Raw genomic sequence first — 25231 nt, forward strand, 5'->3', positions numbered from 1 at the left:
TCGGCGGGTGCCCCTACCCCCGGCGGCGGTCACGGCGCTGGCCGCTGTGTGCGAGCTGCTCGCGACGGGTTCCGCGGTCACCGCGATCGCCACCGCGCCCATGGTGACCACCGAGGTCGCAGCGCGTCTGCTGGGCGTCAGCCGCCCGACAGTGGTGCGGATGCTGGACGCTGGATGCCTGCCCTACCAGCGGCTCGCCAGCCACCGCCGCCTGCACCTCAGCGACGTCCTGGCCTTCCGGGACTCCCGCCGCTGCCTTGCCGCCGACCGGCCTGGGCACGCCTATCCCCTGCATGGGCACCTGGCCCGGTTCCTGGAGCCCGCTACAGGACACCAGCCGCCTCCCGACAGCCCGCGCACTCCCGGCCCGCGCCCAGAACGCGACGGCTCAGGCCCACGACGACGCACCACTGCGGTCGCCCGGTCCCCCCAGCACCCCCCATCGCCTGCGGCCACCGCACCAGCGGGCACAACCCTGGGCGCCAGGAAGGTGCAGGGATGATCGTCGACATCGCCTCCGGGGCGAACCTCGCCGCGGCGGCTGCCGTCGCCGTCTGCGCCGGTGCGTTGAACTCCGTCGCAGGTGGAGGTTCGCTCATCCTGTTCCCCACCTTGGTAGGCCTGGGATTGCCCACGGTGGCCGCGAACGTAACCAACAGCGTGGCGCAGTGGCCGGGCTACGCCGGGGGCGTGGTGGGGTTCCGGGGATCGTTCACCGGGCAGCGCAGACGGCTGATCCACCTGTCGATGGTGGCTCTGTGGGGCGGCACCGTGGGCGCCGGCCTGCTGCTGACCACGCCCTCGAGTGCCTTCGACGTGCTGGTGCCCGCGCTGGTCCTGCTGGCCAGCCTGCTGCTGGCAGCACAACCCTGGCTCGGCCGCCGGCTGGCTTCGGCCCGGACCGGCGGCGATGACCGCGACCCCCGGTGGTTGTACGTGACGGTCTTCGCTGGCACCGTCTACGGCGGCTACTTCGGCGGTGCGCTGGGCGTCATCTTGTTGGGCCTGCTCGGCTTGGGCTTGGGGAACCTCAAGGTGGCCAACGCCGTCAAGACCGTCCTGTCGCTGGTCACCGCAACAGTGACCGCGCTGGTGTTCGGCCTCTTCGGACCGGTCTCGTGGGTGTTCATCGCCGTATGCGCGCCGGCGGGACTACTGGGTGGTTTCCTGGGCGCCAAGGTGGCGACCCGGCTGCCGGTGACTCCCTTGCGGTGGTTCATCGCAAGTTTCGGTGTCTTGGCCGCGGTATACCTGGCCCTCTTCGCGTGAGCGGTCGGTGCGTCGGTCAGCGTTAAAGAGAGGCTCACCATCTGGTCAGCCGATGGGGCCCTCGGCGGCTGCATCTCCCAAGATGGCGGCGGACTCGGGGTAGGCGGCGAGCACGTCCTCCAAGTCCACCAGGGACGGGAAGTCAGCGGGCGCTTGGTGGAGCAGGAGAAAGCGGACCGTTCGCTCGACCAGCGCGTGACGGCTTGCTTCCGTGGCGCCCAGCTGCGCGCACACCTGATCGGTCACCTGGATCCAGGACTGCACTGGATCCTCGTCATCCTGCAGAGTTACCAGGAGCGAGGCGTCTGGCTGCGTTTCGATTGAGAACGGAACGGTCATTTCAGGCATCTTCCGGTGAGCGTGCCCGCTACGCGGCGCACGCTTCTCCCCCGCCACCGGCGGGCTAGGGCGTGTCTTCAAAGGTCTTGATGAGGGATGGACGAGGCTGGTGTGGTGTCGAGGAAACAGCTGCTGAGCGATGAGCAGTGGGCGTTGGTGGAGCCGTTGTTGCCCCCGCAGCGTTCGGGTCGGGGTCGGCCGATGCGGGATCATCGGCAGGTCGTGGAGGGCGTGATCTACCGCTACCGGTGCGGGATTGCTTGGCGTGATCTGCCCGAGGAGTTCGGTCCGTGGCAGACGGTGTGGAAGCGGCACCGCCGGTTCTCCGGTGATGGCACGTGGGATCGGGTGCATCAGGCGTTGGTCGCGAAGGCCGATGCCGTCGGTGCGGTCGACTGGGTGGTCAGCGTGGATTCCACGATCAACCGGGCCCATCAGCACGCCACCAACTTGCCCCGCGGGGAGCGCCCCAATTCCGCTGCTGGGCCTGCTGCGGAGGTCGCCGCGGGGTCTATTGGGAGCGCGGGGGGCTCAGCCGAATGACAAGAATCAGCTGCTCGCCGGCGGCCTGCGCGCGGTAGACGCCCAGTTCCAGGGCTTGTACGACGAGCCGGCTGATCACGCGATCGGTCGCTCCCGCGGCGGGTTGTCCTCCAAGATCCACGCGCTGGTCGACCATGACGGCCGCCCGCTGGTCGTCCTCGTCGGCGCCGGGCAGGCCAACGACTCCCCGGTCTTCCCCCAGCTGATGGCCCGGCTGAAGGTGGCCCGCCCGGGACGCGGGCGGCCCCGCACCCGCCCGACGGCGGTGCTGGCCGACAAGGCCTACTCCGCCCGGGCGCACCGCCATGCGCTGCGTGCCCGCGGCATCCAGACCGTCATCCCCGAGCCCAGCGACCAGATCCGCAACCGCAAACGCCGAGGCTCAGCCGGTGGGCGACCACCGGCCTTCGACCCGGTGCTCTACCGCGATCGCAACGTCGTCGAGCGCAACTTCAACACCGTCAAGCAGTGGCGCGCCCTGGCCACCCGCTACGACAAGCTCGCCATCGTTTACCGCGGCGGCGCCGTCCTACGAGCCATCACCATCTGGACCAGAGTCTTTGGAGACACGCCCTAGTTGACGACTAGGTCCGCAGACGGGTGACCCAGGAGGGCCAGGAGGCCCGTCAGAGCGTCGACGGTGCCTGCCTGGATGTCGGCGGCGCCACTCAGGGTCACGGTGACCACCCCGCACCCGTTGTTGTGGAGCTGCTCCACTGTGGCGCAAAGCAGGTCCAGGGAGACGTGGTCCACCCGCCCGGTGACCACGATGGTCGCTGTTTCTGGGTTCACGGTCTGGGTGTAGGTCCACTCACCGGCCCTCCGGTGGCGACGTGTCATCGTCACTGCCGGCTCGTCGCGGCAGCGGCGTGCCCGGTGTCCCAGGGCTTCCTCACCCAGCTGCTGTCAGCGTCTTGGTCACGATCCATGCCGCAGCGCGGACACACCGACGCGGGTGAGGCATCAGCCATCGCCCCACAACCGGGGCACACCAGGGCCAGCCAGCAGGCGGCATCCCCGCCGAGATCCTCGTCCACGATGTTCCCTTCTGAAGACGGTGTGCCCAGCGATGGCACCGGCCCACTGGTGGCCGTGGTGGCAGGCGTGTGGGCGGTCATGTTCGCTGCCTTCCCGGCAGCTGCAACACCTCATCCATCCGGCGCAGCTCATCCCAGTGCAGCGCGCTGAGACGACCGAGGGTCTGCTCACCTACCGCGGTGAGGGTGACACGGACCGCGCGGGCGTCGTCGGGGTCTGGTGTGCGCTGCACCAGTCCTTCCACCTGGGCGCGGTTGACCAGTTCTACGACGCTGTGATGCCGCAACTGAAGCGCGTCGGCGAGCTCTCGGACCACCGCCCATTCCCGGCCTGGGAAACCCTTGACCGCCAGCATCAGCTGGTATTGCTGCGGGGTGATCCCGTGCTGGCGGACGGTCAACTCACTGAATCGCAGGTAGCGGCGAATCCCCGACCGGAAGCGGGCCAGTGCCTCGAAGTCCTGCTTCCGCAGAGCAGCCCGACTCGACACTGCATCGGACAGCGCACCGGTGTCCGCGTCGGCCACTGCGGTGTCCGCGTCGGCCACTGCGGTCCCCCCGTCCTCCATCAACTCAGTCCCTCGTGGAAGCCCATTCCACGACAGTATCGTGTTACGATACTTCTGTCACGGCCGCATACCGCGGTCCGAGGTGTGGCCACCTGAGGAGGTCGGTCGTGCTCAGTGAACGTGAACGCCACGGCATCGGTGCTCTGGACGATCGGTTCCGGTGCTGGCCGCCGCCTGGAGGCGCCACGCCGGTAGGTAGCGAGGTTGCTGAGGCGTGGCCGGAGGACGCCGACCCAGTGCGCAACACAGCCGGCCGACGGACGCCGGGGTCCTCGTCGTGATGGGCTATCTGCTGGTGGGCGTACTGCTGGCTTTGCTGGTCCTGCTCGGTTCCAGCGTCCGCGTCGTGACCCAGTACCAGCGTGGCATCGTCTTCCGGCTCGGCAAGGCTCAGCAGGAGATCCGTCAGCCGGGCGTGGCCATGCTGATGCCACTCGTAGACCGCCTGCACAAAGTCAACATGCAGATCGTCACGATGCCGGTTCCCGCCCAAGAGGGAATTACCCGAGACAACGTCACCGTCCGGGTGGACGCCGTGGTCTATTTCCGAGTGCTGGACCCGATGCGGGTCACCGTCGACGTGCAGAACTACACGGCGGCGATCGCCCAGGTAGCACAGGCTTCGCTCCGCTCGGTCATCGGCAAGAGCGACCTTGATGACCTGCTGTCCAACAGGGAACGGCTCAACCAGGGCCTGGAGTTGATGATCGACAGTCCCGCCGTGGACTGGGGCGTGCACATCGACAGGGTCGAGATCAAGGACGTGGCCCTGCCCGAGACCATGAAGCGTTCGATGTCCAGACAGGCCGAGGCCGAGCGGGAACGCCGCTCCCGGGTGATCATCGCCGAGGGTGAGCTGCAGGCATCGGCGAAGCTGGCCCAGGCCGCGGAGGTCATGGCCGAGCATCCTGCGGCCCTGCAGCTGCGGCTGTTGCAAACCGTCGTGGAGGTCGCCTCGGAAAAGAACTCCACTCTGGTGCTGCCCTTCCCCGTAGAACTGCTGCGCTTCCTGGAGCGGTCCACCGCCGGCGGCGACTCGGCCCAACCAGGCCCCTCCGGCGTCGCGGAGCCGTCGGCGCCCGGCCGAGCACCTGACGCCCCGGTCACTGCACCCGTCGACTCCAGGCCCGAGTCCGGGACGGTCGACGAGGCCACGGGAGCACCGCCGAAACAGGCTCCAGTCCTCGCGCCTGCATTCCCCGCGCTGGTTCCCCCGCCCGCCGCCGCGGCCGCCTTCGGTGCACACGCAGACCAGACATGACCCGACACGCGCCCGCACCGACGGTGGTCGTTGCTGTCGGCCTTAGCGATCGCTCCCTGGCACAGGTGCAGTGGGCCGCCGCGGAGGCCTCTGCCCGGCGCGCGGACCTGCGCATCGTTCACGTCCTGCCCGGATCCCTGGCCTTGGCCCCGCTTGCCCTAGACGGCGGCGCCACCGACGCCGCGGTTCACGCCCACGGCGTTGCCCACGAGCTGCTCCAGCAGGCCACCTTGGCCGCGTGGGCTGTGGCATCCGACCTCGACGTGACCATGGACGTGGTCAACGGGCCCGTCGTGCGAGCACTGCACCGGCACAGCCGCGGGGCGGAACTGCTCGTGATCGGCGAAGGCGGCCGCCCCCGCTCCCGGCGGTGGACACACTGGTCGACCCTCCGGCGGCTCACCGCCACGGTCACCTGCCCCCTGGCCGTTGTGGGGGCGACCCGGCTGACCGTCCCCAGCACCGGGAACGAATCACCCGGGCCGAGCCCCTACGTCGTCGTGAGCGCCGACGTGACCACCCTGGGGAGCGCACTGCAGCTAGCTTTCCCAGCGGCCCGGAGGCGGTGTTTGCCACTAGACGTGGTCTGCGTGGTGACCACCGACAGCCCGGCCGACATGGAAGGGGTATGCGGCTCGGCGGAGGACGCCCAGGAACATGCCAGTCGGTGGTGTCAGCTGGCGGTCGAGCCATGGGTCGCTCGCTACCCAGACGTACCGGTGCGGCTGCGCATCGAGCAGGGCGACCCCGCCTCAGTGCTGCTGTCGGCCACCCGCGGCGCGGCCCTCCTGGTGATCGGCACACGCCAGCACACCCTCACCGGCCACTCGACTGGCCCAACCCATCGAGTGTTGCGAAAAGCCACCTGCCCCTCACTCGTCGCCCCACCACTCCACCTCGACGTCCAACCGCCCCAACGTCGTCTCTTCCGGTTCATCGACGACCCGAAAGCCTCACAGGCCCACCAATAGGTAGCAGTCACCTCAAGAAGCGCGATAATTCGTGCGGTGCCGGGCGCCGCGCCGAAGGCGGCAGAGCTATCCACGAGGTTGGCTGAGGCTCACGATGAGTTCCCGGGGTTGCTTCGGCGGGCGGCAGCGCCCGGGGAGCGGCCAGCCAACCCCGATGCCTTCACTGGCCTGCTGCCGTCACGTCCCCAGACCCCAGGAGCGGAGGCCGAAGCGCCTGCTCAGCGGAGGATGCCCAGGGATTGGGCGCGCGACACAGCCGCGGTCCGGGAGGACACCCCGAGTTTGGTGAAGATGTGGCCGAGGTGGGTTTTCACGGTCGCGTCGGTGATGTGCAGCCGCGCAGCGACGTCTGCGTTGGAGGCGCCGTCGGCAACCAATATCAACACCTCGATCTCGCGGCCGGACAGGCTGACCTGGGGGGCCCGCATCCGCGCCATCAAACGGTCGGCTATGACGGGAGCCAGTGCGCTCTCCCCGGCTGCTGCCGCGCGGACCGCGGCGAGGAGCTGCTCTGGGGGGGCGTCTTTGAGCAGGTACCCGCTGGCGCCGGCTTCGATGGCGGCGAGGATGTCTCCGTCGCTGTCGTAGTTGGTGAGCACCAGCACATGTACCGGTGCCGCCAGCGCCCGGATGAGCCGGGTGGCTTGGGCACCGGTGGCGCCCTCCCCGAACTGAAGGTCCATGAGGACCAGGTCGGGGGCCAGGCGTTCGGCGAGGCTCACCGCATCGTGGGGGGTGGCGGCTTCGGCGACCACGGCGATGTCGTCCGCGGATGCCAGCAGCGCCCGAAGGCCCGCCCGTACGACGGGGTGGTCATCGGCGATGACGAGACGGATCACGGCTCGGTCACCTCCAGCTCCACCGTGATGGTCGTTCCCCTGCCGGGCGTGCTGTCGATGTGGAGCCGACCCCCGAGTTGATCCGCCCGCTCGGACATGGCGCGCAACCCGAAGGAGTCCGATGTGCCGGCTCGGTCACGCTCGACTGCTCGGTCGAAGCCGATCCCGTCATCGACGACGTCGAGGCGAGCGGTTCCTCCCGTGACGGTGAGCCTTAGCTCGATGGTAGAGGCGCCGGCGTGCTGGACGGCGTTGGCGACCGCACCTTGCGCGATACGCAGCAGTGCCGTCTGCGTCTCCATCGACAGGGGTCTGTCCTCCGGCGGGGCGGTGACCGACACGTGTATTCCGTCCCGTTCCCACAGTCTGCCCAGGCGGTGGAGAGCCGCCGCCAGTCCGCGGTCCAAAGCAGGAGGCGCCAGCTCGCGGATGAATCGGCGCGTGTCGGCCAGACCATCGGCTGCGGTAGCGCGAGCGAGCCGTATGTGGTCCAGGCCCGGCCTGCCTTCATCGGCGCGCTCAGCGGCGTGCAGCAGCATCTGGATGCTGGACAACCCCTGGGCGACGGTGTCGTGGATGTCTCGGGCCAGCCGCGCCCGCTCGGCCAGGACACCTTGCTGGTGCTCAGTTGCAGCCAATCGCCCGCGGGTCGCCAACAAGTCGGTGAGCAGCTCCTCGCGTTCGGCGGCCTCCCGCTCGAGGGCTCCGTATCCCAGACCGACCAGCAGCGCGACCCCGGCACCGACAACGGGACCCACCACCCCACCCACGGTGAAGTGGCCGTGCAACCCCAGCGCGATCACCGCGACCGCGGTCGCCACGGCGACCGTGATCGGCCCGACGGCACCAGGCAGGACATGTAGGTACAAGAAGAACAGGGGAAACGCCAGGTAGGCGGCCTCAGGGATCACGATCAGCAAAGCGACCCAGAGAAGGGACAATGCGGCGACCCACGCGGCGCCAGCCTGTGCCCTGTGCCGCCCGGGCAAGCGTGCGATGCCCGCACCGGCGGCGTAGCAACACGCGAACGCGAGTGCGAGAGCCAGCGTCATCAGCACCGCATCGCCTGCGAGGAGGGTGCGGACGACGACGAGGGAAAGCAGAGCAGCGAACAGCACGTGCAATCCGCTGCGGAGCCCCACGAAGACGGGGGTCAGCGTGCTGTGCGGCATGTCTGGTCAGCCTACGGCGACTGCATGGCTACCGAATCGTCGGAAAGTATGACCGCAGGACCAATCGGAACGGCGATGAAGAACGAGGTCGCGACAGCCAGGCTGGGACTGCGCCGCGGAAGTTCTGCGGCGCAGAAAGGAAACCTGTGTTCGTCGCCTGGCGCGACCTGCGCCACGCCCGCGGACGGTTCGTCCTCATCGCCTCCGTCGTCGCACTGATCACCGTGCTGGTCGGGTTCCTGGCCGGGCTCACCGGCGGACTGGCCGCCCAGAACGTCTCCGCCGTCTTGGCCTTGCCCGGCGACCGGCTCGTTCTCCAACAGCCGGCCGAAGGCCGGCCGTCGTTCTCAACCTCCGCGATCGACCAGACCATCGAGCAGGCATGGCGCACCGCCCCGGGAGTGCAGCGGGCCACCCCGATCGGCATCGTCCAGGGTCGGGCAGCAGCAGCGCCGTCCCCCACTGCGGTCCCGGTCGCCTTCTTTGGTCTTCCACACGGATCTTCTGCCTCGCCCGTGGCCGACCTAGCACCGGCCGGCGACGATGAGGTGGGCCTGTCGGCCCAGGCGGCGATCGACCTCGATGTGGGCGTGGGAGACAGCGTTGCCGTCGGCGACGGCACCTACCGGGTGGCGGCCATCGGGGCCGACCTCTGGTACAGCCACACCCCCGCGGTCGTCTTGACACCAACATCGTGGGCCGAAGTCGACCGCAACCTCGGCGGGGACGGCCTACCCACGGTCTTGGCGGTAGCTGGCTCACCGGCGTGGGACTCAGTCGCGGCCGCAACCCACACCTCGGTGAACACACCCTTGCTGAGCCTGACTGCGCTCGAGACGTTCCAATCCGAGATCGGCTCGCTCGCCCTGATGATCGCGATGCTCTTTGGAGTTTCCGCGCTGGTCGTCGGGGCCTTCTTCACCGTGTGGACGATGCAACGCGCCGGTGACATCGCCGTCCTCAAGGCCCTCGGCGCCTCCACCGGTTCCCTCATCCGGGATGCGCTAGGACAGTCGCTAGTCGTCCTAGCAGCCGGCATCGGCCTGGGCCTCGCCGTGGTAGTCGGCGTGGGCATGGCCATCGACGGTGCCCTGCCGTTTCTCCTCAGCCCGCTCACCACACTCCTGCCAGCCCTCGTCATGACCGTTCTGGGTCTGGCCGGCGGCGCATTCGCCCTGCGCACCGTGACCTCCGCCGACCCCCTCACCGCCCTGGGGAGCATTCGATGATCAACCTGCAGGACGTCACGCTGACCTTTCCCGACGGCGACTCGCGCCTGATCGCCGTGGACGACGTGTCCCTGACCGCCCCCGACGGCAAAGTCACCGGAATCACCGGCCCGTCCGGGTCCGGCAAGTCCTCCCTCTTGGCTGTTGCAGCGACCCTGATCCGCCCCGACACCGGACACGTGTGGATCGACGACGTCGACGCTGCCGCCCTCACCCCGACGCAGGCGGCCGCGTTGCGACGTGAGCAGATCGGCATCGTCTTCCAGCAGCCCAACCTCCTCCCCTCTCTGACCGCACGGGAGCAATTGCTCGTCATGGCCGAACTAGGAGACCGAGGACGCCGGCATCGCATGACGGTGCACCGGCGAGCAGACGATCTGCTCGACGCAGTCGGGCTCACCGCCCACGCCCACAAACGACCCGGGCAGCTCTCCGGCGGGCAGCGCCAGCGCATCGCCATCGCGCGAGCCCTTGTGCACGCCCCGTCAGCACTTCTCGTCGATGAACCCACCAGCGCACTGGACCACCAGCGCGGCAGCGACATCATGGGTCTGATCCACCGGCTCACCCATGAGCGCGGCACCGCCACAATGCTGATTACCCACGACCTCGCACACGCGGACGCACTCGACACAGTGACCACCATCAACGACGGGCGCGCCAGCCACTCCGACACAGTCCTGGCCTGATCGGGTTCCGGCGCGGCTCCAAGCTGCCCACGGCCATGGCCGTGATAGCCCGGACACCCCGATCCGCGCTGATGACCTCCCCATTAAACGACCGACGACCAGGGCCGAGCGCCTTCGACTCAACCACCCCTACGTGGGTGATCAACCCCGCCGGGTCAGCACCTGTCGGACCGATCAGACCCGAGCCGACTAACCGGGAACGGGCATCCCCATTGTCACCGGCGAATTAGCTGCTGTCATCGAGACCAGTGGGCGCGGCCGCACGGTCGGGGATGAGACCCCGCGAATTCGGTGGCGGAGCACCCGAGGGCAATACAGTGAAGGACATGAAACCCCTCCCCGGCTTACGGCACGTTTCGGCGCCCCCGGCCCCCACATCGCGCCCGACTGGATACGATCCACGCACCGTGGCCATACGGGAGTACGAGGGCGGCCACGTGGCCGACGACCTGCGTGACCACCCGCGCGCCGTCGAGGCAATCCTGCGATGAGGAAGGCGTCGCTGACCGCTCTGGCCCGTGAGCACCTTGAGGCGGCCGGCCGAAGCACCAACGGTCGGAGCGCACACACTGTCTACGGCGGGCATGAACATGTGCTTCGGCAGACCATCATTGCCATGACGGCGGGGCAAGTGCTCGCCGAGCACGAAAACCCCGGCGAGGCCACCGTGCACGTCCTGCAGGGCCGGGTCCAATTGACCGCCGGCGAGGAAGACTGGAATGGCAGCCCCGGCGACCTCATCACCGTCCCAAGCGCACGGCACTCCCTCACTGCGGTCGAGGATTCAGTCATTCTTCTGACCGTGGCTGTCTCCCGTAGGTGATGCCTTTCGTGCCATCGGCACGTCAGCATTGACTTGGATGAAAAAGCTCGATGCAACCGACCCAAGCCAGCACCGAACGCGCGACTGTCGAGGCGCTCAACCGCGCCGATGTCGCACTTTTCGACGTCGAGATGGCTGAGGAACGCCTGCGCCGGCTGCAGCGTCAGATGGCCACCGTCACCGCTACGGCACCTTGGACGACCGACCGTTGCCACCGTGCCATGCCCGGATGCCACACATGTCCCACTGGCCGACGGTGCACGCGGGACAGCAACGGGGTCTGGGCGGTGGACGGTGCCGACGACCAGGTCGCCCAGCGTCAGACCGCAGCTGTCCGGGGCGGAGTGGACACGCCCCCGGGTTCTCGTGGCCGGGGATCAGCAGCTCCTGCCTGGGCGGGGCGGGTAGAGCCGTATCCTTGAGACAATCTGCACGTCGGTGCCGCACAGGTTGACTGCGAGTTCATCGACCAGGACGCTGCCCTCCTGCTCGTCGGGCTCGGGCAGGCCAAGCTGTCCGCGGTACCGGGCCAGACGGTCAGCGCGTGCACGGCGTGCTCTTCGGGCTGCTGGTGCCGGGCCGGCTCATCGGGCGTCGATCAGGGCTTGCGGTGCGGCGGCCTTCATGCGGATGTGCAGCCCACTAAAGGTCGTCATACGGGACACCTCTACGACCTCTCGGCAGCGGCCGGTCAGGAGGAGCTGACCGGCTCAGCGAGGGCGCGGACGACCGACGAGCGTCCAACCCCCAGCGAGGCTGCAATCTCGTTGAGGGTCAGCCCCTGGGCGCGCATGGCGATCGCCGCTGCTCGGCGCTGGTCAGTCATGACGCTGGGCCGGCCACCCTTTCGGCCGCGAGCTCGCGCCGCGGCGAGGCCGGCCACTGTGCGTTCGCGGATGAGCCGGCGCTCCATCTGCGCGACGGCGGCGAAGACGTGGAAGACGAGCTCACCGCCCACGGTGGTGGTGTCGATGGCCTCGGTGGTCGACCGGAACTGAACGTCGCGCTCGGCCAGGTCGTTGACGATCCGGGTCAGGTCCTCCACCGACCGACCGAGCCGATCGATGCGCCATACCGCGAGGGTGTCGCCAGATCTTAGGTATTCCAGGCAAACAGTTAGCTGAGGTCGCTGGGCGGTGGCACCAGAGGCGAAGTCCGTGAACACCTTCACGGCGCCGGCCGCAGTGAGCGCGTCGTGCTGCAGGGCTGGGTCCTGCTCGAGCGTGGACACCCGCGCGTACCCGACGACCGTCATGCCGGCGACGCTAGCCGAGCTGTCGATTCAAAACACTGCGAGGGTGGGTTTGTGGGCCGTTGATTTCGGAACGGGTTTCGGTCCTGGCTGCAGGACGGGCGACCTGGCGTTTCGTGACCGGCAGCCGACTCGTCCGCTGTCGTGTCACAAACGGGGGTTTCTGGGCCGCAGGCGCAACAAAGTCCGCAGGCGGGCCGCCCCTAGGGATCGCCCGCCTCAGCATGTAGCTCGACCGGACTCTCTTCCTCTACTCTTTGCGTATGCATGCGGATAACGGAGGTCATCGAGCGGTTCTGCCGGTCGAGCAGGTCGACCTGGCGGTCGAGGTGTTCCGGATGCTGTCCGACGCCACCCGTATCCAGCTGCTGTGGGCGCTGATCGACCGGGAGCTGTCGGTCAACGAGCTGGCCGACCACGTCGGGAAGACCCCGGCGTCGGTGTCCCAGCACTTGGCCAAGCTGCGGATGACCCGCTTGGTGCAGACCCGCCGGGAGGGCACGTCGGTGTACTACCGGCTGGAGAACGACCACATCGCCCAGCTGGTTACCGACGCGGTCTACAACGCCGACCACGCCACCGCCGCGGTCCCCGACCACCACCGCCCCAACACCGGCCTCACCGCACTCCCGACCCACCGGGGCGAGGTGGCCCCGTGACCACACCCAGCGAGTACCGCAATGACGGCGCCGAAGAGCCCACCGGCCTCGAGGCGGCCAGCCCGCACGACCACGGGCCCCACGATGACCCGCACGACCACTCCCACGCGCCAGACCACGGCAGGAGCCCAGAGCACCCGCACAACGCTGACGATCACGGTCACCCGCACGGCGGTGGCTCGGACGGACACGGGCACGACCACCCGCACGGGGAGCTCGGCCATGACCACCCGACCGGGCTCAAGGGCTTCGTGATGGGCATCTTCCGCCCGCACAGCCACGACTCGGCCGACTCCGTCGACTCCGCCCTGGAATCCAGCGCCGAGGGGATCCGCGCCCTGAAGATCAGCCTCGTCGTCCTGCTGCTGACCGCGGTCGCTCAGGCCGTCGTCGTGTGGTTCACCGGCTCGGTGGCGCTGCTGGCCGACACCGTGCACAACTTCTCCGACGCGATGACCGCTGTGCCGCTGTGGATCGCGTTCCTGCTCGGCCGGCGGGCGGCATCGCGGCGGTACACCTACGGCTACGACCGGGCCGAGGACCTCGCCGGGGTGTTCATCGTCGCGATGATTGCGCTGTCTGCCGTGCTGGCCGGTTATGAGTCCATTCGCCGACTACTGGACCCCCAGCCCATCACCAACGTCGGTGTGGTCATCGCCGCGGGGCTCATCGGCGCCGCCGGCAATGAACTGGTCGCGCTGTATCGCATCCGCATCGGGCGACGGATCGGGTCAGCGGCGCTGGTCGCCGACGGCCTGCACGCCCGCACCGACGGCTTCACTTCCCTGGCCGTTGTCCTGGGTGCCGTGGGCGTGCTGGCCGGGTTCCCGCTGGCCGACCCTATCGTCGGGCTGGGCATCACCGTGGCGATCCTGCTGGTGCTCAAGAACGCAGCCCGCGACGTCTACCGGCGCCTGATGGATGCCGTGGAACCCGAGGTCCTGGACACCGCCGAGGCCACCATCCGCGCCACCCCGGGCGTCCTGGACGTCGAACGGCTCCGGGTTCGCTGGACCGGACACCGCATCCGGGCCGAGGCCGCCGTGACCGTCGACCCCCATCTGTCGGTCACCGCCGGCCACGACATCGCCGTCGACGTTCACCACCGACTCCTGCACGACGTCCCCAAACTCGTCGATGCCACCGTGCACGTCAGCCCGGCCAGCACCCACGGCGACCCACACCACGCACTCGCCCACCACAACGGGGCCTAGAACGGCCGCTCGGCGGGACGGGAACGGGGAGGGGTGGCGCGGGCCGTCCCCGCACGGGGGGTCGGGGACGGTCCGCGACGTCACGCTAGGCCTGACAGTCGTGTGCGCACCAGAGCTCGACGCGCGGTGCTCGTCGGGCCCAGCCGGCGTCACCGTCAGACCGCCGTAGCTCCTCACGGACAGCCGACCACCTCGGTCCTCGTGCGCCGGGCCCCCGGGACCGTGCCGGCGCAGTCGGGCCCAGCAACGGTGCAAACTGCTGGGTTCGCCGAAGCCGGCCACACTGAGGTCGAGCGTTCTGGCCTGGATTTGATTGGTGGTCGTGACGCGGTAGGGCGGTCATCTGCCTACCCTGGTGGGGTATCCCGGTTCAGTGGTGGAGGTGTCATGCGGGCTCGCCTGCTGTGGACGCTGCTGCTGCTGGCTGCGGTGTTCTCGATGCATGGCCTCAGTTGCGCTGCTGCTGACTCGGCCATGACCGGCACCTCGACCCACACCTCGACGGCCACCGTTCACTCGCCCACCGCGGCTGCAGGCTCCGTCGTGGGGCTGGTCGTCGCGGGTGCGGCGATGTCGGACATGGACGCTGCCCACTCCACCGATCAGACCGGTGGGCACAGCTCCGCAGCGCACGCGCTGATGGTGTGCCTGGCGGTGCTAGCCGGCGGTGTTGGTGCCGTCTTGGCCGCCTTGGCCGTGTGGCTGTCCCGACGTCGACTCGGGACGGTCTACACCCGAGCGGCTGGGCACGTGCGAGTCGTCGTCGACCGCGCTGCAGCCTGCGCACCTACCCCTGAACTCAGTCGCTTGTGCGTGCTGAGGGTCTAGGCCGAACCACCTGACACCGGTGCCCCTGTCGGGGCCCCGCGTCGAGTGCTCGCCCTGCCCTCATCCTTCGCGCCCTGGCCACGCCCGGGCGTCGCACCCTTCAGGAGTTCCTGTGTTCAGCGACCCCACGTTCCTCCGCTCGCCTCGTAGTACTGCACTCGTCGGTGCCCTGATCGCCGGCTCGGTGGCCCTGTCGGCCTGCTCCGGTGGCTCAGACACCGCCACGTCGGAGTCCTCGACGTCGGTCCCGGCCGACGCGACGTTCAACGACGCCGACGTCGAGTTCGCCCAAGGGATGATCCCGCACCACGAGCAGGCGGTGGAGATGGCCGACCTGGTCGCCGACCGCTCCACCGACCCCGACGTCGCCGACCTGGCCGCCCGCATCCAGGCCGCCCAGGGGCCGGAGATCGACACCCTGAACGGCTGGCTGGAGACCTGGGGCGCCGACAGCGCCGCCAGCGCCATGCCCGGCATGGACCACTCGGCCATGGGCGGGATGATGAGCGCGGAGGACATGTCCTCCCTGGAGGCCGCCAGCGGTGTGGAGTTCGACCGCATGTGGCTGCAGATGATGCTCGAGCACCACACCGGCGCTGTGGGCATGGCCCAGACCGAGATCGACAACGGCGAGGACCCCGCGGCGATCGCCTTGGCCCAGGACATCAAGTCCTCCCAGGGCACCGAGATCACCGAGATGGAACAGCTCCTGGAGAGCCTGGCCACCCAGTAACACGCAGCCGGCGGGGAGGCGCAGGCATCACACCTGCGCCTCCTCCCTGGCGCCATTCGGTGATCACCGGGCGCGCACCGCTGCGCCTCCCCGGGCCCGACCGGCCCGGTTTCTTCGACGACACCCTTGGCCGCGGGTACCCCCCGGTGGTATCAAGAAGCCCCTATCCGGGTACCCCCCGGGGGTATGGAGGACATCATGTCGCGCAACGAGCACCACTCGACGATCACCCAGGCCGCCAGCACCTCCCAGCACCAGCTCGACGACCATCCACCCACGCAGCACGCGAACGGACACGGCGGGCACGGCGGCCACGGCGGCCACGGGGGCCACGGGGGCCACGGCGGGCACGTGGCGATGTTCCGGCGGCTGTTCTGGTGGAACCTACTGCTGGCGGTGCCGACGGTGGCCGCCTCAGGCATGTTCGCCTCGATCCTGGGCTACCAGCTCCCCGACGTCGCCGGCTTGTCGTGGGTGTCCCCGGTGCTGGGGACGGTCATCTACCTGTGGGGCGGGCGGCCGTTCCTCACCGGCGCCGTGGACGAGATCACCTCCCGCAAGCCCGGGATGATGCTGCTGGTCGCCCTGGCGATCACGGTGGCGTTCGCGTCGTCGTGGGCCTCGACGCTGGGGCTGGTGCCCCACGGGTTGGACTTCTGGTGGGAGCTGGCCCTGCTGGTGGTCATCATGCTGCTGGGCCACTGGGTGGAGATGCGGTCGCTTGCCCAGACGTCCTCGGCACTGGACTCCCTGGCCGCGCTGCTGCCCGATGAGGCCGAACGCGTCCAAGACGGCCAGATCGTCACCGTCGCACCGGCCGACCTTCAGGTCGGAGACGTCGTCGTCGTCCGGCCCGGTGGCCGGATCCCCGCCGACGGGCAGGTCACCGACGGCTCAGCCGCGGTGGACGAATCGATGATCACCGGGGAGTCCGCGACCGTCACCCGCAGCGTCGGGGACCCGGTCGTCGCCGGCACCGTGGCCACCGACTCCGGGCTCCGCGTCCAGGTCACCGCCACCGGTGAGGACACCACCCTGGCCGGCATCGGCAAGCTCGTCGCCGACGCCCAGGCCTCAGGGTCCCGCGCGCAGCGGCTGGCCGACACCGCGGCGGGCTGGCTGTTCTGGTTCGCCCTGGGCGCCGGGATCCTCACCGCCATCGTGTGGTCGACCATCGGCGCACCGCAGGATGCAGTCATCCGGACCATCACCGTGCTGGTCATCGCCTGCCCGCACGCCCTCGGGCTGGCGATCCCGCTGGTCATCTCCATCGGCACCGAACGCGCCGCCCGCGCCGGGGTGCTGATCAAGGACCGGGTGCAGATGGAGGCCATGCGCACCGTGGACACCGTCCTGTTCGACAAGACCGGCACCCTCACCGTCGGCCGACCCACCCTCACCGACATCCACACCGCAGACCACCCCACCACCGACCCCGGGGAGACCTTCGACGCCGACCGGGTACTCGCGTTGGCCGCGGCCGCCGAGACCGACTCCGAACACCCCCTGGCCCAAGCCATCGTCCGTGCCGCCGCCGACCGCGGCCTCACCGTCCCCGCCGCCGCGGACTTCACCTCCTCCCCCGCCATCGGCGTGCAGGCCACCGTCGAGGGCCGCACCGTCGCCGTCGGCGGACCCGGGCTGCTCGCCCAGGTCGGCGCGGCCGAGCTCCCGGTCGCCGACCAATGGCGCCAGCAAGGGGCGATCATCCTGCACGTCCTGGTCGACCGAGTGGTGATCGGCGCCCTCGCCCTGGCCGACGAGATCCGACCCGAATCCCGCGCGGCGGTAGACCAGCTCCGCGACCGCGGAGCCCAGGTCGTCATGATCACCGGTGACGCCGAAGCCGTCGCCGGCACCGTGGCCGCCCAGCTGGGCATCGACCGGTTCTTCGCCGGCGTCCGCCCCGAGGACAAGTCCGCCACCGTCGCCGACCTGCAGGCCGAGGGACGACGGGTTGCGATGGTCGGTGACGGCGTCAACGATGCCCCCGCCCTGGCCCAGGCAGACGTCGGTATCGCCATCGGTGCGGGCACCGACGTCGCGATCGCTTCCGCCGGCATCGTGCTGGCCTCAGCAGACCCACGCTCTGTGGTGTCGGTGATCGACCTGTCGGCCGCGACCTACCGCAAGAGCGTGCAGAACCTGGCCTGGGGCGCCGGCTACAACCTGATCTCCGTGCCGCTGGCCGCCGGAGTCCTGGCCCCCATCGGGTTCGTCATGCCCATGTCCATCGGCGCGCTGCTGATGTCGGCCTCCACCATCGTCGTCGCCCTCAACGCCCAACTGCTGCGACGCCTCGACCTCCGACCCGGGCCCACAGGGCCAGACCACCACCGCCCAGATCCCGGCGCCTCTACGGCGTCGGCCCACCGGAACGAGGTCAAGGCGTGACCACTCCCAGCGAGTACCGCAACCAGGGCACCCTCAAGCCACGCGGCGATGCGAGCAAGGCACCTGACCACGACGCCATCGCAGGCGAGGCCCAAGCAGATGAAGAGGTAGCGCACGAGCGCCCGACCGGGCTGCGGGCCTTCGTGCGCGGGCTCTTCCGGCTACACGCCTAAAACTCGCTCGACTCCAACAGATTGTCCCGGAGTGGGCTCATCCCCGCGATGGCGGTGATCACTCAGGCTGCGGGCCCGGCCAACATCAAGCCTGCATCCCGGCGTCTTTCGGAACGAGTTGTGGGCCGCAATTCGTCGATCCGTATACGGGGGTTTGTGGGCTGCACGCATTTGGTCTCGATGTGCTGGCCTGCGGCGAGAATTAAGGACACGACTCGGAACAAATCCGGTGATACGTGCTCCATGAACCGACGTTGAAGAACGACCGTTCACCGTGGGTCTAGCGTCGCCCGGTGGGCATCGGTGGCGAAGTGCAGGAGGACCGGGCCGCTCGGAACGTCAGGCAGGCGTTCCGAGGTCGACGGGCGCGGGGGGCGTAGGGGTGGGGGCGTCCTTTGCCTGGGTGCGGCGCTCGCGCAGCCACGGCAGCAGGGCTTGGACCGACATGGGCCGGGCGAGGTGCCAACCCTGGACGACGTGGACGCCAAGCTCGGCGAGCGCGTCCCAGGTCTTCTGGTCCTCCACGCCCTCGGCGACGACGTTCAGGCCAAGGTTGCGGCCCAGGTCGGTGATCGCGCGGACGATGGAGGTGTCGCCGGGCCGGTGGAGCATGTCGGTGACGAAGCTTTTGTCGATCTTGACCTCGTCGATGGGCAGGCGCTGCAGGTAGGACAGCGAGGAGTAGCCCGTGCCGAAGTCGTCGACGGAGAGCCGCACGCCCAGCGCCCGGAGCTCGCGCAGCAGGCTGATCGCCCGCGTCGGGTCGGCCATGACCGAGCCCTCCGTCACCTCGAGCGTGAGCGCGGCGGGCGGCACGTCGTGGTACTGCAGTAGCTGGGCGACCTCGTCGACCAAACCAGGGTCCAGCAGGCTCCGGCTGGACAGGTTGACGGCGATGGACAGGTCCTGACCGCTGCGCCGCCACTGAGCGACGGCGGCCAGGGAGGCGTCGAGGACCAGGGTGGTGAGGGCGCCGATCAGTCCGCTGCGCTCGGCGACCGGGATGAACTCGTCGGGCGAGATGCGGCCGCGAGTTGGGTGGTTCCACCGGACCAGGGCCTCGACGCTGCGCACGCGGCCGTCGTCGGTGTGCGCCTGGGGTTGGACGTGCACCTGGATGTCCTCGGTGGTGAGCGCGGTCCGCAGCTCGGCGACCAGCGCCAGGCGGTTGACGTCGTTGGGGTCCAGGTGCGCCTCGTATAGCCGCAGGCCTTCCCCGGTGCGCTTGGCCTCGTACATGGCCACGTCGGCGCGCTTGAGCAGCGTTGCCGGGTCGGTGGCGTGCTGGGGGGATAGGGCAATCCCCAGCGAGCCGCTGACCTCGACCTCGACGCCGTCAAGGAGCACGGGGGTCCGCAGCTGTCCCAGGATGCGGCGGCCGACCTCCAGGGCGGTTTCCTCGTCGGCGCCATCCAGCAGCACGGCGAACTCGTCGCCGCCGAGCCGGACCACGAGGCCGTCGGCGCCGACGCAGTCGCGCAGCCGGACCCCGACCTCCACCAGCAGCAGGTCGCCCTGGTGGTGGCCAAGGGTGTCGTTCACGTCCTTGAACCCGTTGAGGTCCAGGATGACCACGGCCCCGGCGGGGATCCGGCCGGGGTCCCCGTCGCTCAGCAACGAGGCCAACCTCCGCTGCAGCAGGGCTCGGTTGGGCAGGCCGGTGAGGGCGTCGTGCAGCGCGTCGTGGCGGAGCTGGGAGATGAGCTCTCCGTTCTGCAGCGCCACGTTGGCGTGGGTGGCCACGGTCTCGAGCATGAGGACGTCACCGTCCTCGAAGGTGCGGACCTCGCCCAGCCGGTTAGTGACGACGATGACCCCGAGCACGCCGGCCCCGCTGCGCAGCGGGACGGCGACGGCGTCGCGGGCCCCGTGGACCTCAAGCCAGGAACGCTCGTCGGCGTCCCGGGTCCCCCGGGCCAGCGTCAGGGACGCACCCTCCTCCATGACCTGGTCCAGCAGCCACTGGTCGACCGCGCCGGGAAGGCCCTCCGACCGGGTCAACCGACCGGTGGCGCCGAGCCGGACGCGGGCCAGGGCCCCGCCCTCGGCGCCGACGAAGACGGCCTCGGCGTGCTCGGCGTGCAGCAGGTCCCTCGCCTCGGCTAGGACGCTGCTGAGAACCTCGTCGACCTCGGGGGAGCTCGAGATCGCCTGGGTGAAGCGGTACAGCCGTTCCAGGCTCAAGTGCCGGTCGGACAGCGCCGCGTAGGCCCGGTAGCCGATGAGCAGGCCGGCGCCCATTACCAGGAGCAGGACGACGGCGGCCGGGGTGGCGGCCAGACTGGTCGCGGCGATGAGGCCAAGGGTGACGACCACAGGCGAGGCCAGGTCGCCGGTGGCCACCTCGCGCAGCAGCGGAGTGAGCGGCGGCCTCCCGTCGTAGATCGCCATGACCCCGGCAACGGCCAGCACGCTGACCCGGTTGGCGACCAGGCAGCCCGCGCAGGCCGCGACCCATGCCAGCCAGTGGGTGGCGTTGCCGACGTCGTTGAGGAACCGGAAGATGCCGACGGCCACGACCATCTGCAGGCTGAGTGAAGCCAAGTTCCATAGCGTCTTGAGGACCGACGACCGGCGGTGGACCAGCAGGATGACCGCGGACCCGAGGAGGTTGCCGGCGACTAGGTCGGCGGGTGCTGCATAGAACAGCCCGAGGACCACCACGAGCTCGCTCACCGAGACTGTCTGGGCCTCGCGGCCGGTCTGGATGTGCATGACGCACGCCTCGGTGGCGGCGAACAGCCCAGCCAGCAACCACCAGGGCAGTAGCACCGTGCCGTCGAGGGCGGGGTCCTGGGTGAGGGGGAGACCGAGGGTCACCGCCATACCCGCCATGGCCACGGCCATGCCGGCGACCAGCACCGACCGGGGGTCGACCACGACCCGCCGGAGCCGGGGCGGGGCCGGGAGGGGCCCGGCNCACAACCTTACATCACATTTCTCCCGCTAATCAACAATACTACCATAGCATCTAGAACTTGCTGTTATTTTTTTTTTTTATGACGACGCCACCCCGAAGAATCACCACAAGGTGTATCGTCGGCAGCGTCAGAGGTGTAAAAGAGACAGGGGAGGGTGGAACGGCAGAGCGGGGCGCGGCCTTGAGCCGCGCCCCGCTGCACCTCACCCCGTCGGGGCCCCTCGTCGGGTCATCCCCGCGGCGTCCGCGGACGGGGCACCGGCGGCGTCCTGGGCGGACGCGGGGTGGACCACATGCGGCTCACCTCAGAACCACCCGGCGCTGGAGAACCCGCCGCTGCGCCACATGCGGCCGCTCCACGCGCTGTCGCGCCACATGCGGCCGGCCCACTCGCCGTCCCGCCACATGCGCCCGGCCCACTCCCCGTCGGCCAGTACGGCACCGGCGCTGGTCCAGGTGGCTGTCGGCCAGCTCTTGTGCGCCTCACCGGTGTTGGTCCAGCCCCGGGCGGTCAGGGTGTTGCCCATCCAGGCGCCGTCCCGCCAGGTCTTGCCTTTCTGGGTGTCCCGGGCCCACTGCACGGCGTTCCAGGCCCGGCCGAACACATCGACCTCACCGAGCAACGTGGTCTCCTCCGCGGTTCCGTCCCCCACCACGATGTGGAAGCTGCCCCGCGAGGCCTCGAGCGACCCGGTCCCGGTGCCCCACGGTGCCGGGTCGACGACGGTGCGCGGCACTGACCTCAGTGCCTGGCGGAGGTCGGTGGTCCCCGAACCCTCCATGCGGGCGGACACGTTGTTGAGCCCGCTCGCCGACCCCATGAGGATCTGCTTGACCTGGTCGGGAGTCAGGTTCGGCATGGCCTGCAGCAGCAAGGCGGCCTCGCCGCTGACCACCGCGGCAGCCTGGGACGTCCCCGAACCACGCAGGAACTGGGTCCCCACCCGGGCGCCCGGGTTCTGCGTGTCCGCAGCGCTGGCGGGCGACCGCAGCCCGAGGACGGAGACCCCCGGGGCGGTGACGTCCACGTGCCGGGCGTCGGTGCCGTCGGTGGACCAGGAGGGCACGGTGTCATCGGCGGTCGCGACGGTGCCCGCGGAGTCCATCGCGCCCACCGCCAGCACGTGCGGGTCGGAGGCCGGGTTGGCCAGGTTCGTCGTGCTGTCGCCCTCGTTGCCGCCGGCGACCACGACGACGATCCCGTTGAGCCAGGCCTGCTCGACCGCGTAGGCCAGTGGGTCGACCTGGCTGGGCTGCACGGAATCGGTCCCGTAGGACAGGTTGATGACCCGGATGTTGAGCCCCTCGTCCCTGCGGTGCTCGACGACCCAGTTAATGCCGGCGATGACCTGGCTGACGTCCACGTCGCCGTTGGCCGAGCCGACCTTGACGTTGACCAGGTTCGCATCGGGCGCGATCCCGGTGAACCGGGCCGGGTCGGTGTAGCTGGCCGGGGTCCCGACCGCGGTGCGACCGGCGATGATGCTGGCCAGGTGGGTGCCGTGGCCGAAGCCGTCGACGTTTGACGTGGCCGGGTCCTGGCTGTCGAAGGACAAGTCAGGTCCGTTCACGACGTTCCCGGAGTTCAGCCCGGCGACCCGGGTCACCCCGGTGTCGATGAGCGCGACGCCGACACCGCGGCCGGTGATCCCGAGCCGGTAGGCGTCCAGCGCGCCGACGACGCCCGCGATGTTGTACAGCGATCCCTTGTCCGCCTGGGCGTCGTAGCCCAGCGTCGGGCTGACCGCGGCGTGGGCCGACGTCAGCCCGACGCTGCCGACGAGCACCGCCGATGCGGCGACCACCGCCGACAGGCGGGCCCCCGCCCATCGTGCCCTCGTTGCCATCTGCTCCTGCTCCCTGTTGCACCTGGTCGACCGCCTAGTCTTGACTGGTCTCACGTTGAGTAAGGAGTCAGGTGCGCTCCGTGTCACCACCTAGCGGCCCTAGCTCACCCCATTGGGCGTGACCTGCACTGACCATCTCGCTGACGACGGGTTCCGGACCATGTTTTGAGACGGAATTCGTAGATCCGCATACGGGGGTTTTCGATCCCCACGGTCCGCGTTCGTACCCGTGCCACCGACGTCCAGGAACCAGCATGATCGTGGAGTGACACCTGCCGAGCGAGGTACCCCGTTCATCCGGCGGTCCCCGCCTGGTCGTCCTCGGGACGCCCAGCTGAGCGCACGGCTGATGGCTGTGGCCGTGGACATCGTGGCCCAGGACGGGTGGAACCGGCTGAACGCTGATGCGCTGGCTGCTCGAGCCGGTGCTGGGAAGGCGGGCATCTACCGGCGGTGGCCGTCGATGGCGGCCCTGATGGCTGATGTGTTGTCCCAGCTGGTCCTGGTGGATCCCGATGAGGACACCGGCACGCTGCACGGGGACCTCACCGCGGTGTTGCAGCCGTGGACGCGCCCGTTGAGCGCCGCCGAGCAGGCCGCTGCGGCGTTGGTCGGCACCTGCCACCACGAGCCGGACCTGCGGGAGGCCCTGCATCGAGCCGTCGTCGTGCCCCTGGCCGCTCGGCTGCATCACCTGGCGGTTCGGCACCGTGTACCCGCCGACCGGGAGGTCGTGCTCGTCCTGGTGGCGCAGGCGTTGTGGTGGGAGCGGTACCGCACCGCCCAACCACCCCTCACCGAGGCCGCCGTGCAGCAACTGGCCGATGACGTACTACTGCCCCTCGCGCGGCCAACCCTCCTGCCTACCGACCTGCCCTGACAGCGATAGGTGGCGGCCGACGTCCAAGCAGCGGCGCCGGACACCGGACCACAGCACGCGTCGAGACGCCCAGCTTCGGCGGCTGCGCCTCAGTGCGCGGTGAGCAGATGAAGCAGTCCGCTGGCCTGGAGCGCGCGGCGAGGCGCCCGGTGGCGATCCCCGGTGACCACGACGAGTCGCTGCCCGCCCTCGAGGGCCGTCTGGTGGGCGCGGGCGAGGACCCTGAGCCCGGCTACATTCAGGAAGAACACCTCAGTCAGGTCGACCACCACGTCTGGCCCGTGTGGGCGGAGATGGGTTGTCAGGGCGGCCTGCAGTACCGGGGCGGACCCGTTGTCGATCTCCCCGGCGACAGCCACCGTCACCTGGCTGTCGCCGTTGGCCGGCATGGTGCGCACCTGAAGGTAGGCCTGGCCAGTGAGATGGGGGAACCGGTCGACGGCGCCTGGACCAGCATCGGGGTGCACGTAGTCCTTAGAAGGCATGGAATCCGCTTCCGGCGATCCGTCGCACCGCCCATCAGCGGCCAGCGGGCGCGCTACCGCGCGGCATCAGCCCAACCTTGGACTGCCGAGATCCACGCTAGTCCGCGGAGATCATCCGGGAAAGGGGGCGCACAGCCGAACAGGACGCAACCGATCACGGGGCTAGGGTTCAGCGCAGGTCGCTTCGGCGGCGCTCGTCCAACCCAGGGCGCACCCGCCACACCCCGCTGTGGCCCTCTTCGACGTGACCGCTCCTCGGGCAACGCGTCAGGACAGGTCGTGCTCTGTGTCCACCAAGCCGCCCTCCCCCGGTTCTCCCGACGACGGCGACCCGGCCGCGATGGACCAGGAAGCCCACCGCGCCGCCGACCGCGCGATCCCCTCCCCGCAGCTGGGGTCCTTCGACTCCGAGGGCCTGGACCCCCTAGGTCGGTTGCTGCTGGCATCGGAGTCGGTGGCCTCGGTGCTGCACCGCGCCGCCGCCTACGCCAAAGGCTCCATCCCCGCGGCTCAGGAAGCTTCGGTCACCTTGGCCACCGGGCCCCGGCGAGCGACGGCGGCCTGGACCGGGCTGACGGCCTTCGAGCTCGACGAGTGCCAGTACGGGCTGGGCTACGGGCCGTGCCTGGAGGCCGCCGACACCGGCCACGCGGTGCTCATCGCCGACACCGCCACCGACACCCGCTGGCCCGCTTTCGCCAATCTCGCCGCACGTCAGGGGGTGCGCAGCGTCCTGTCGGTGCCGATCCCGGTCGGGGGTACCGCCCGCGCCGCCCTCAACCTGTACTCCGCCACCGCCGGCGCGTTCAACGACCCGCTCGTGGCGGCCACCGCAGCCCACACGGCCGGGCAGACCGCCGCGGTGATCGCCAACATGCACGACCTGGAGACCGCCCGCACCGAGATCGCCAACCTGCAGCTGGCGTTGGCCTCCCGCGCCGTCATCGAGCAGGCCAAGGGCGTGCTGATGGGCATCCACGGCTACGACGCCGATCAGGCGTTCCAGGTGCTGTCCACCCGGTCCCAGCACACCAACACCAAGGTGCGCGAGATCGCCGCCCAGGTCCTCGCGCACGTACGACGAGCAGGCCCCTCGACGTAGCCG

23 protein-coding genes and 1 pseudogene are annotated in these 25231 nt (G+C 69.7%); 16 read left to right on the top strand and 8 right to left on the bottom strand.

The window, feature by feature from the left end; translation table 11 throughout:
- Positions 1-100 precede the first annotated feature (100 nt).
- Both LFA75_RS24225 and LFA75_RS22945 read left to right on the top strand, forming a co-directional pair.
- Positions 101-502: a helix-turn-helix domain-containing protein gene (locus tag LFA75_RS24225; protein ID WP_225236114.1), complete on the top strand. Its 402-nt coding sequence runs from the start codon at positions 101-103 to the stop codon at positions 500-502.
- Positions 499-1269, top strand: a complete 771-nt coding sequence (locus LFA75_RS22945; protein ID WP_225235890.1) for a sulfite exporter TauE/SafE family protein — start codon at positions 499-501, stop codon at positions 1267-1269. The genes LFA75_RS24225 and LFA75_RS22945 overlap by 4 nt, the downstream gene beginning before the upstream one ends.
- Before the next feature lie 45 nt (positions 1270-1314).
- Here the strand turns inward: LFA75_RS22945 and LFA75_RS22950 are convergent, their stop codons facing one another.
- Positions 1315-1608: a hypothetical protein gene (locus tag LFA75_RS22950; RefSeq protein WP_225235891.1), complete on the bottom strand. Its 294-nt coding sequence runs from the start codon at positions 1606-1608 to the stop codon at positions 1315-1317.
- A gap of 96 nt (positions 1609-1704) precedes the next feature.
- On the opposite strand from LFA75_RS22950, the pseudogene LFA75_RS24230 reads away from it, so the two are divergent.
- Positions 1705-2728: pseudogene (locus tag LFA75_RS24230) on the top strand (IS5 family transposase).
- A gap of 537 nt (positions 2729-3265) precedes the next feature.
- On the opposite strand, the gene LFA75_RS22965 reads toward LFA75_RS24230, so the two are convergent.
- Positions 3266-3736: a MarR family winged helix-turn-helix transcriptional regulator gene (locus LFA75_RS22965; protein ID WP_225235892.1), complete on the bottom strand. Its 471-nt coding sequence runs from the start codon at positions 3734-3736 to the stop codon at positions 3266-3268.
- 301 nt (positions 3737-4037) lie between these two features.
- Between LFA75_RS22965 and LFA75_RS22970 the strand changes: the two genes are divergently transcribed.
- Both LFA75_RS22970 and LFA75_RS22975 read left to right on the top strand, forming a co-directional pair.
- Positions 4038-5018, top strand: coding sequence for a slipin family protein (locus LFA75_RS22970; protein ID WP_225236115.1), 981 nt, complete (start codon positions 4038-4040; stop codon positions 5016-5018).
- On the top strand, positions 5015-5989 hold the full coding sequence (locus LFA75_RS22975) for a universal stress protein (RefSeq protein ID WP_225235893.1): 975 nt from the start codon (positions 5015-5017) through the stop codon (positions 5987-5989). Before LFA75_RS22970 ends, LFA75_RS22975 begins: the two co-directional genes overlap by 4 nt.
- A 218-nt stretch (positions 5990-6207) precedes the next feature.
- Here the strand turns inward: LFA75_RS22975 and LFA75_RS22980 are convergent, their stop codons facing one another.
- Both LFA75_RS22980 and LFA75_RS22985 read right to left on the bottom strand, forming a co-directional pair.
- Positions 6208-6828 (bottom strand): response regulator, encoded by a 621-nt coding sequence (locus LFA75_RS22980; RefSeq protein ID WP_225235894.1) that lies wholly within the window; start codon positions 6826-6828, stop codon positions 6208-6210.
- Entirely contained in the window at positions 6825-8000 is a 1176-nt protein-coding gene (locus tag LFA75_RS22985; RefSeq protein WP_225235895.1) for a sensor histidine kinase, read from the bottom strand. The genes LFA75_RS22980 and LFA75_RS22985 overlap by 4 nt, the downstream gene beginning before the upstream one ends.
- Positions 8001-8146: 146 nt before the next feature.
- Here LFA75_RS22985 and LFA75_RS22990 point away from each other — a divergent pair, with 146 nt between their 5' ends.
- The 3 genes from LFA75_RS22990 (at position 8147) to LFA75_RS23000 (ending at position 10741) form a co-directional block, all read left to right on the top strand.
- The gene (locus LFA75_RS22990) at positions 8147-9229 is read left to right on the top strand and encodes an ABC transporter permease (RefSeq protein WP_225235896.1); all 1083 of its coding nucleotides are present in this window, start codon (positions 8147-8149) and stop codon (positions 9227-9229) included.
- The gene (locus tag LFA75_RS22995) at positions 9226-9918 is read left to right on the top strand and encodes an ABC transporter ATP-binding protein (protein ID WP_225235897.1); all 693 of its coding nucleotides are present in this window, start codon (positions 9226-9228) and stop codon (positions 9916-9918) included. Before LFA75_RS22990 ends, LFA75_RS22995 begins: the two co-directional genes overlap by 4 nt.
- 487 nt (positions 9919-10405) lie before the next feature.
- Positions 10406-10741: a cupin domain-containing protein gene (locus LFA75_RS23000; protein WP_225235898.1), complete on the top strand. Its 336-nt coding sequence runs from the start codon at positions 10406-10408 to the stop codon at positions 10739-10741.
- A 691-nt stretch (positions 10742-11432) separates the two neighbouring features.
- Here LFA75_RS23000 and LFA75_RS23005 read toward each other — a convergent pair.
- Entirely contained in the window at positions 11433-11996 is a 564-nt protein-coding gene (locus tag LFA75_RS23005) for a recombinase family protein (protein ID WP_225235899.1), read from the bottom strand.
- A gap of 260 nt (positions 11997-12256) precedes the next feature.
- Here LFA75_RS23005 and LFA75_RS23010 point away from each other — a divergent pair, with 260 nt between their 5' ends.
- The 6 genes from LFA75_RS23010 to LFA75_RS23035 all read left to right on the top strand — a co-directional run bounded on the left by LFA75_RS23010 (position 12257) and on the right by LFA75_RS23035 (position 17994).
- A complete protein-coding gene (locus tag LFA75_RS23010; protein ID WP_225235900.1) occupies positions 12257-12652 on the top strand; it encodes an ArsR/SmtB family transcription factor in 396 nt (131 codons plus the stop codon).
- Positions 12653-12906: 254 nt separating this feature from the next.
- A complete protein-coding gene (locus LFA75_RS23015; RefSeq protein ID WP_225236116.1) occupies positions 12907-13866 on the top strand; it encodes a cation diffusion facilitator family transporter in 960 nt (319 codons plus the stop codon).
- 387 nt (positions 13867-14253) lie between these two features.
- Positions 14254-14694 carry a DUF6153 family protein gene (locus LFA75_RS23020; protein ID WP_225235901.1) on the top strand — a complete coding sequence of 147 codons (441 nt, stop codon included), beginning with the start codon at positions 14254-14256 and terminating at the stop codon, positions 14692-14694.
- 112 nt (positions 14695-14806) lie between these two features.
- The gene (locus LFA75_RS23025) at positions 14807-15427 is read left to right on the top strand and encodes a DUF305 domain-containing protein (protein ID WP_225235902.1); all 621 of its coding nucleotides are present in this window, start codon (positions 14807-14809) and stop codon (positions 15425-15427) included.
- A 198-nt stretch (positions 15428-15625) separates the two neighbouring features.
- Positions 15626-17821: a heavy metal translocating P-type ATPase gene (locus tag LFA75_RS23030; RefSeq protein ID WP_225235903.1), complete on the top strand. Its 2196-nt coding sequence runs from the start codon at positions 15626-15628 to the stop codon at positions 17819-17821.
- Complete coding sequence (locus LFA75_RS23035) at positions 17818-17994, top strand: hypothetical protein (RefSeq protein ID WP_225235904.1); 177 nt, start codon at positions 17818-17820, stop codon at positions 17992-17994. The genes LFA75_RS23030 and LFA75_RS23035 overlap by 4 nt, the downstream gene beginning before the upstream one ends.
- A gap of 339 nt (positions 17995-18333) precedes the next feature.
- Here the strand turns inward: LFA75_RS23035 and LFA75_RS23040 are convergent, their stop codons facing one another.
- Both LFA75_RS23040 and LFA75_RS23045 read right to left on the bottom strand, forming a co-directional pair.
- A complete protein-coding gene (locus tag LFA75_RS23040; protein WP_225235905.1) occupies positions 18334-20874 on the bottom strand; it encodes a putative bifunctional diguanylate cyclase/phosphodiesterase in 2541 nt (846 codons plus the stop codon).
- A 345-nt stretch (positions 20875-21219) separates the two neighbouring features.
- A complete protein-coding gene (locus LFA75_RS23045) occupies positions 21220-22761 on the bottom strand; it encodes a S8 family serine peptidase (RefSeq protein ID WP_225235906.1) in 1542 nt (513 codons plus the stop codon).
- A 355-nt stretch (positions 22762-23116) separates the two neighbouring features.
- On the opposite strand from LFA75_RS23045, the gene LFA75_RS23050 reads away from it, so the two are divergent.
- On the top strand, positions 23117-23641 hold the full coding sequence (locus LFA75_RS23050; RefSeq protein ID WP_263639412.1) for a TetR-like C-terminal domain-containing protein: 525 nt from the start codon (positions 23117-23119) through the stop codon (positions 23639-23641).
- Positions 23642-23730: 89 nt separating this feature from the next.
- Here LFA75_RS23050 and LFA75_RS23055 read toward each other — a convergent pair whose 3' ends face one another.
- Positions 23731-24030, bottom strand: coding sequence for an STAS domain-containing protein (locus LFA75_RS23055; protein WP_225235908.1), 300 nt, complete (start codon positions 24028-24030; stop codon positions 23731-23733).
- A gap of 382 nt (positions 24031-24412) precedes the next feature.
- On the opposite strand from LFA75_RS23055, the gene LFA75_RS23060 reads away from it, so the two are divergent.
- Positions 24413-25228 (top strand): GAF and ANTAR domain-containing protein, encoded by an 816-nt coding sequence (locus LFA75_RS23060; protein WP_225235909.1) that lies wholly within the window; start codon positions 24413-24415, stop codon positions 25226-25228.
- Positions 25229-25231: the final 3 nt, after the last annotated feature.

This window comes from Klenkia terrae (assembly GCF_900491935.1).
Classification (GTDB): domain Bacteria; phylum Actinomycetota; class Actinomycetes; order Mycobacteriales; family Geodermatophilaceae; genus Klenkia; species Klenkia terrae.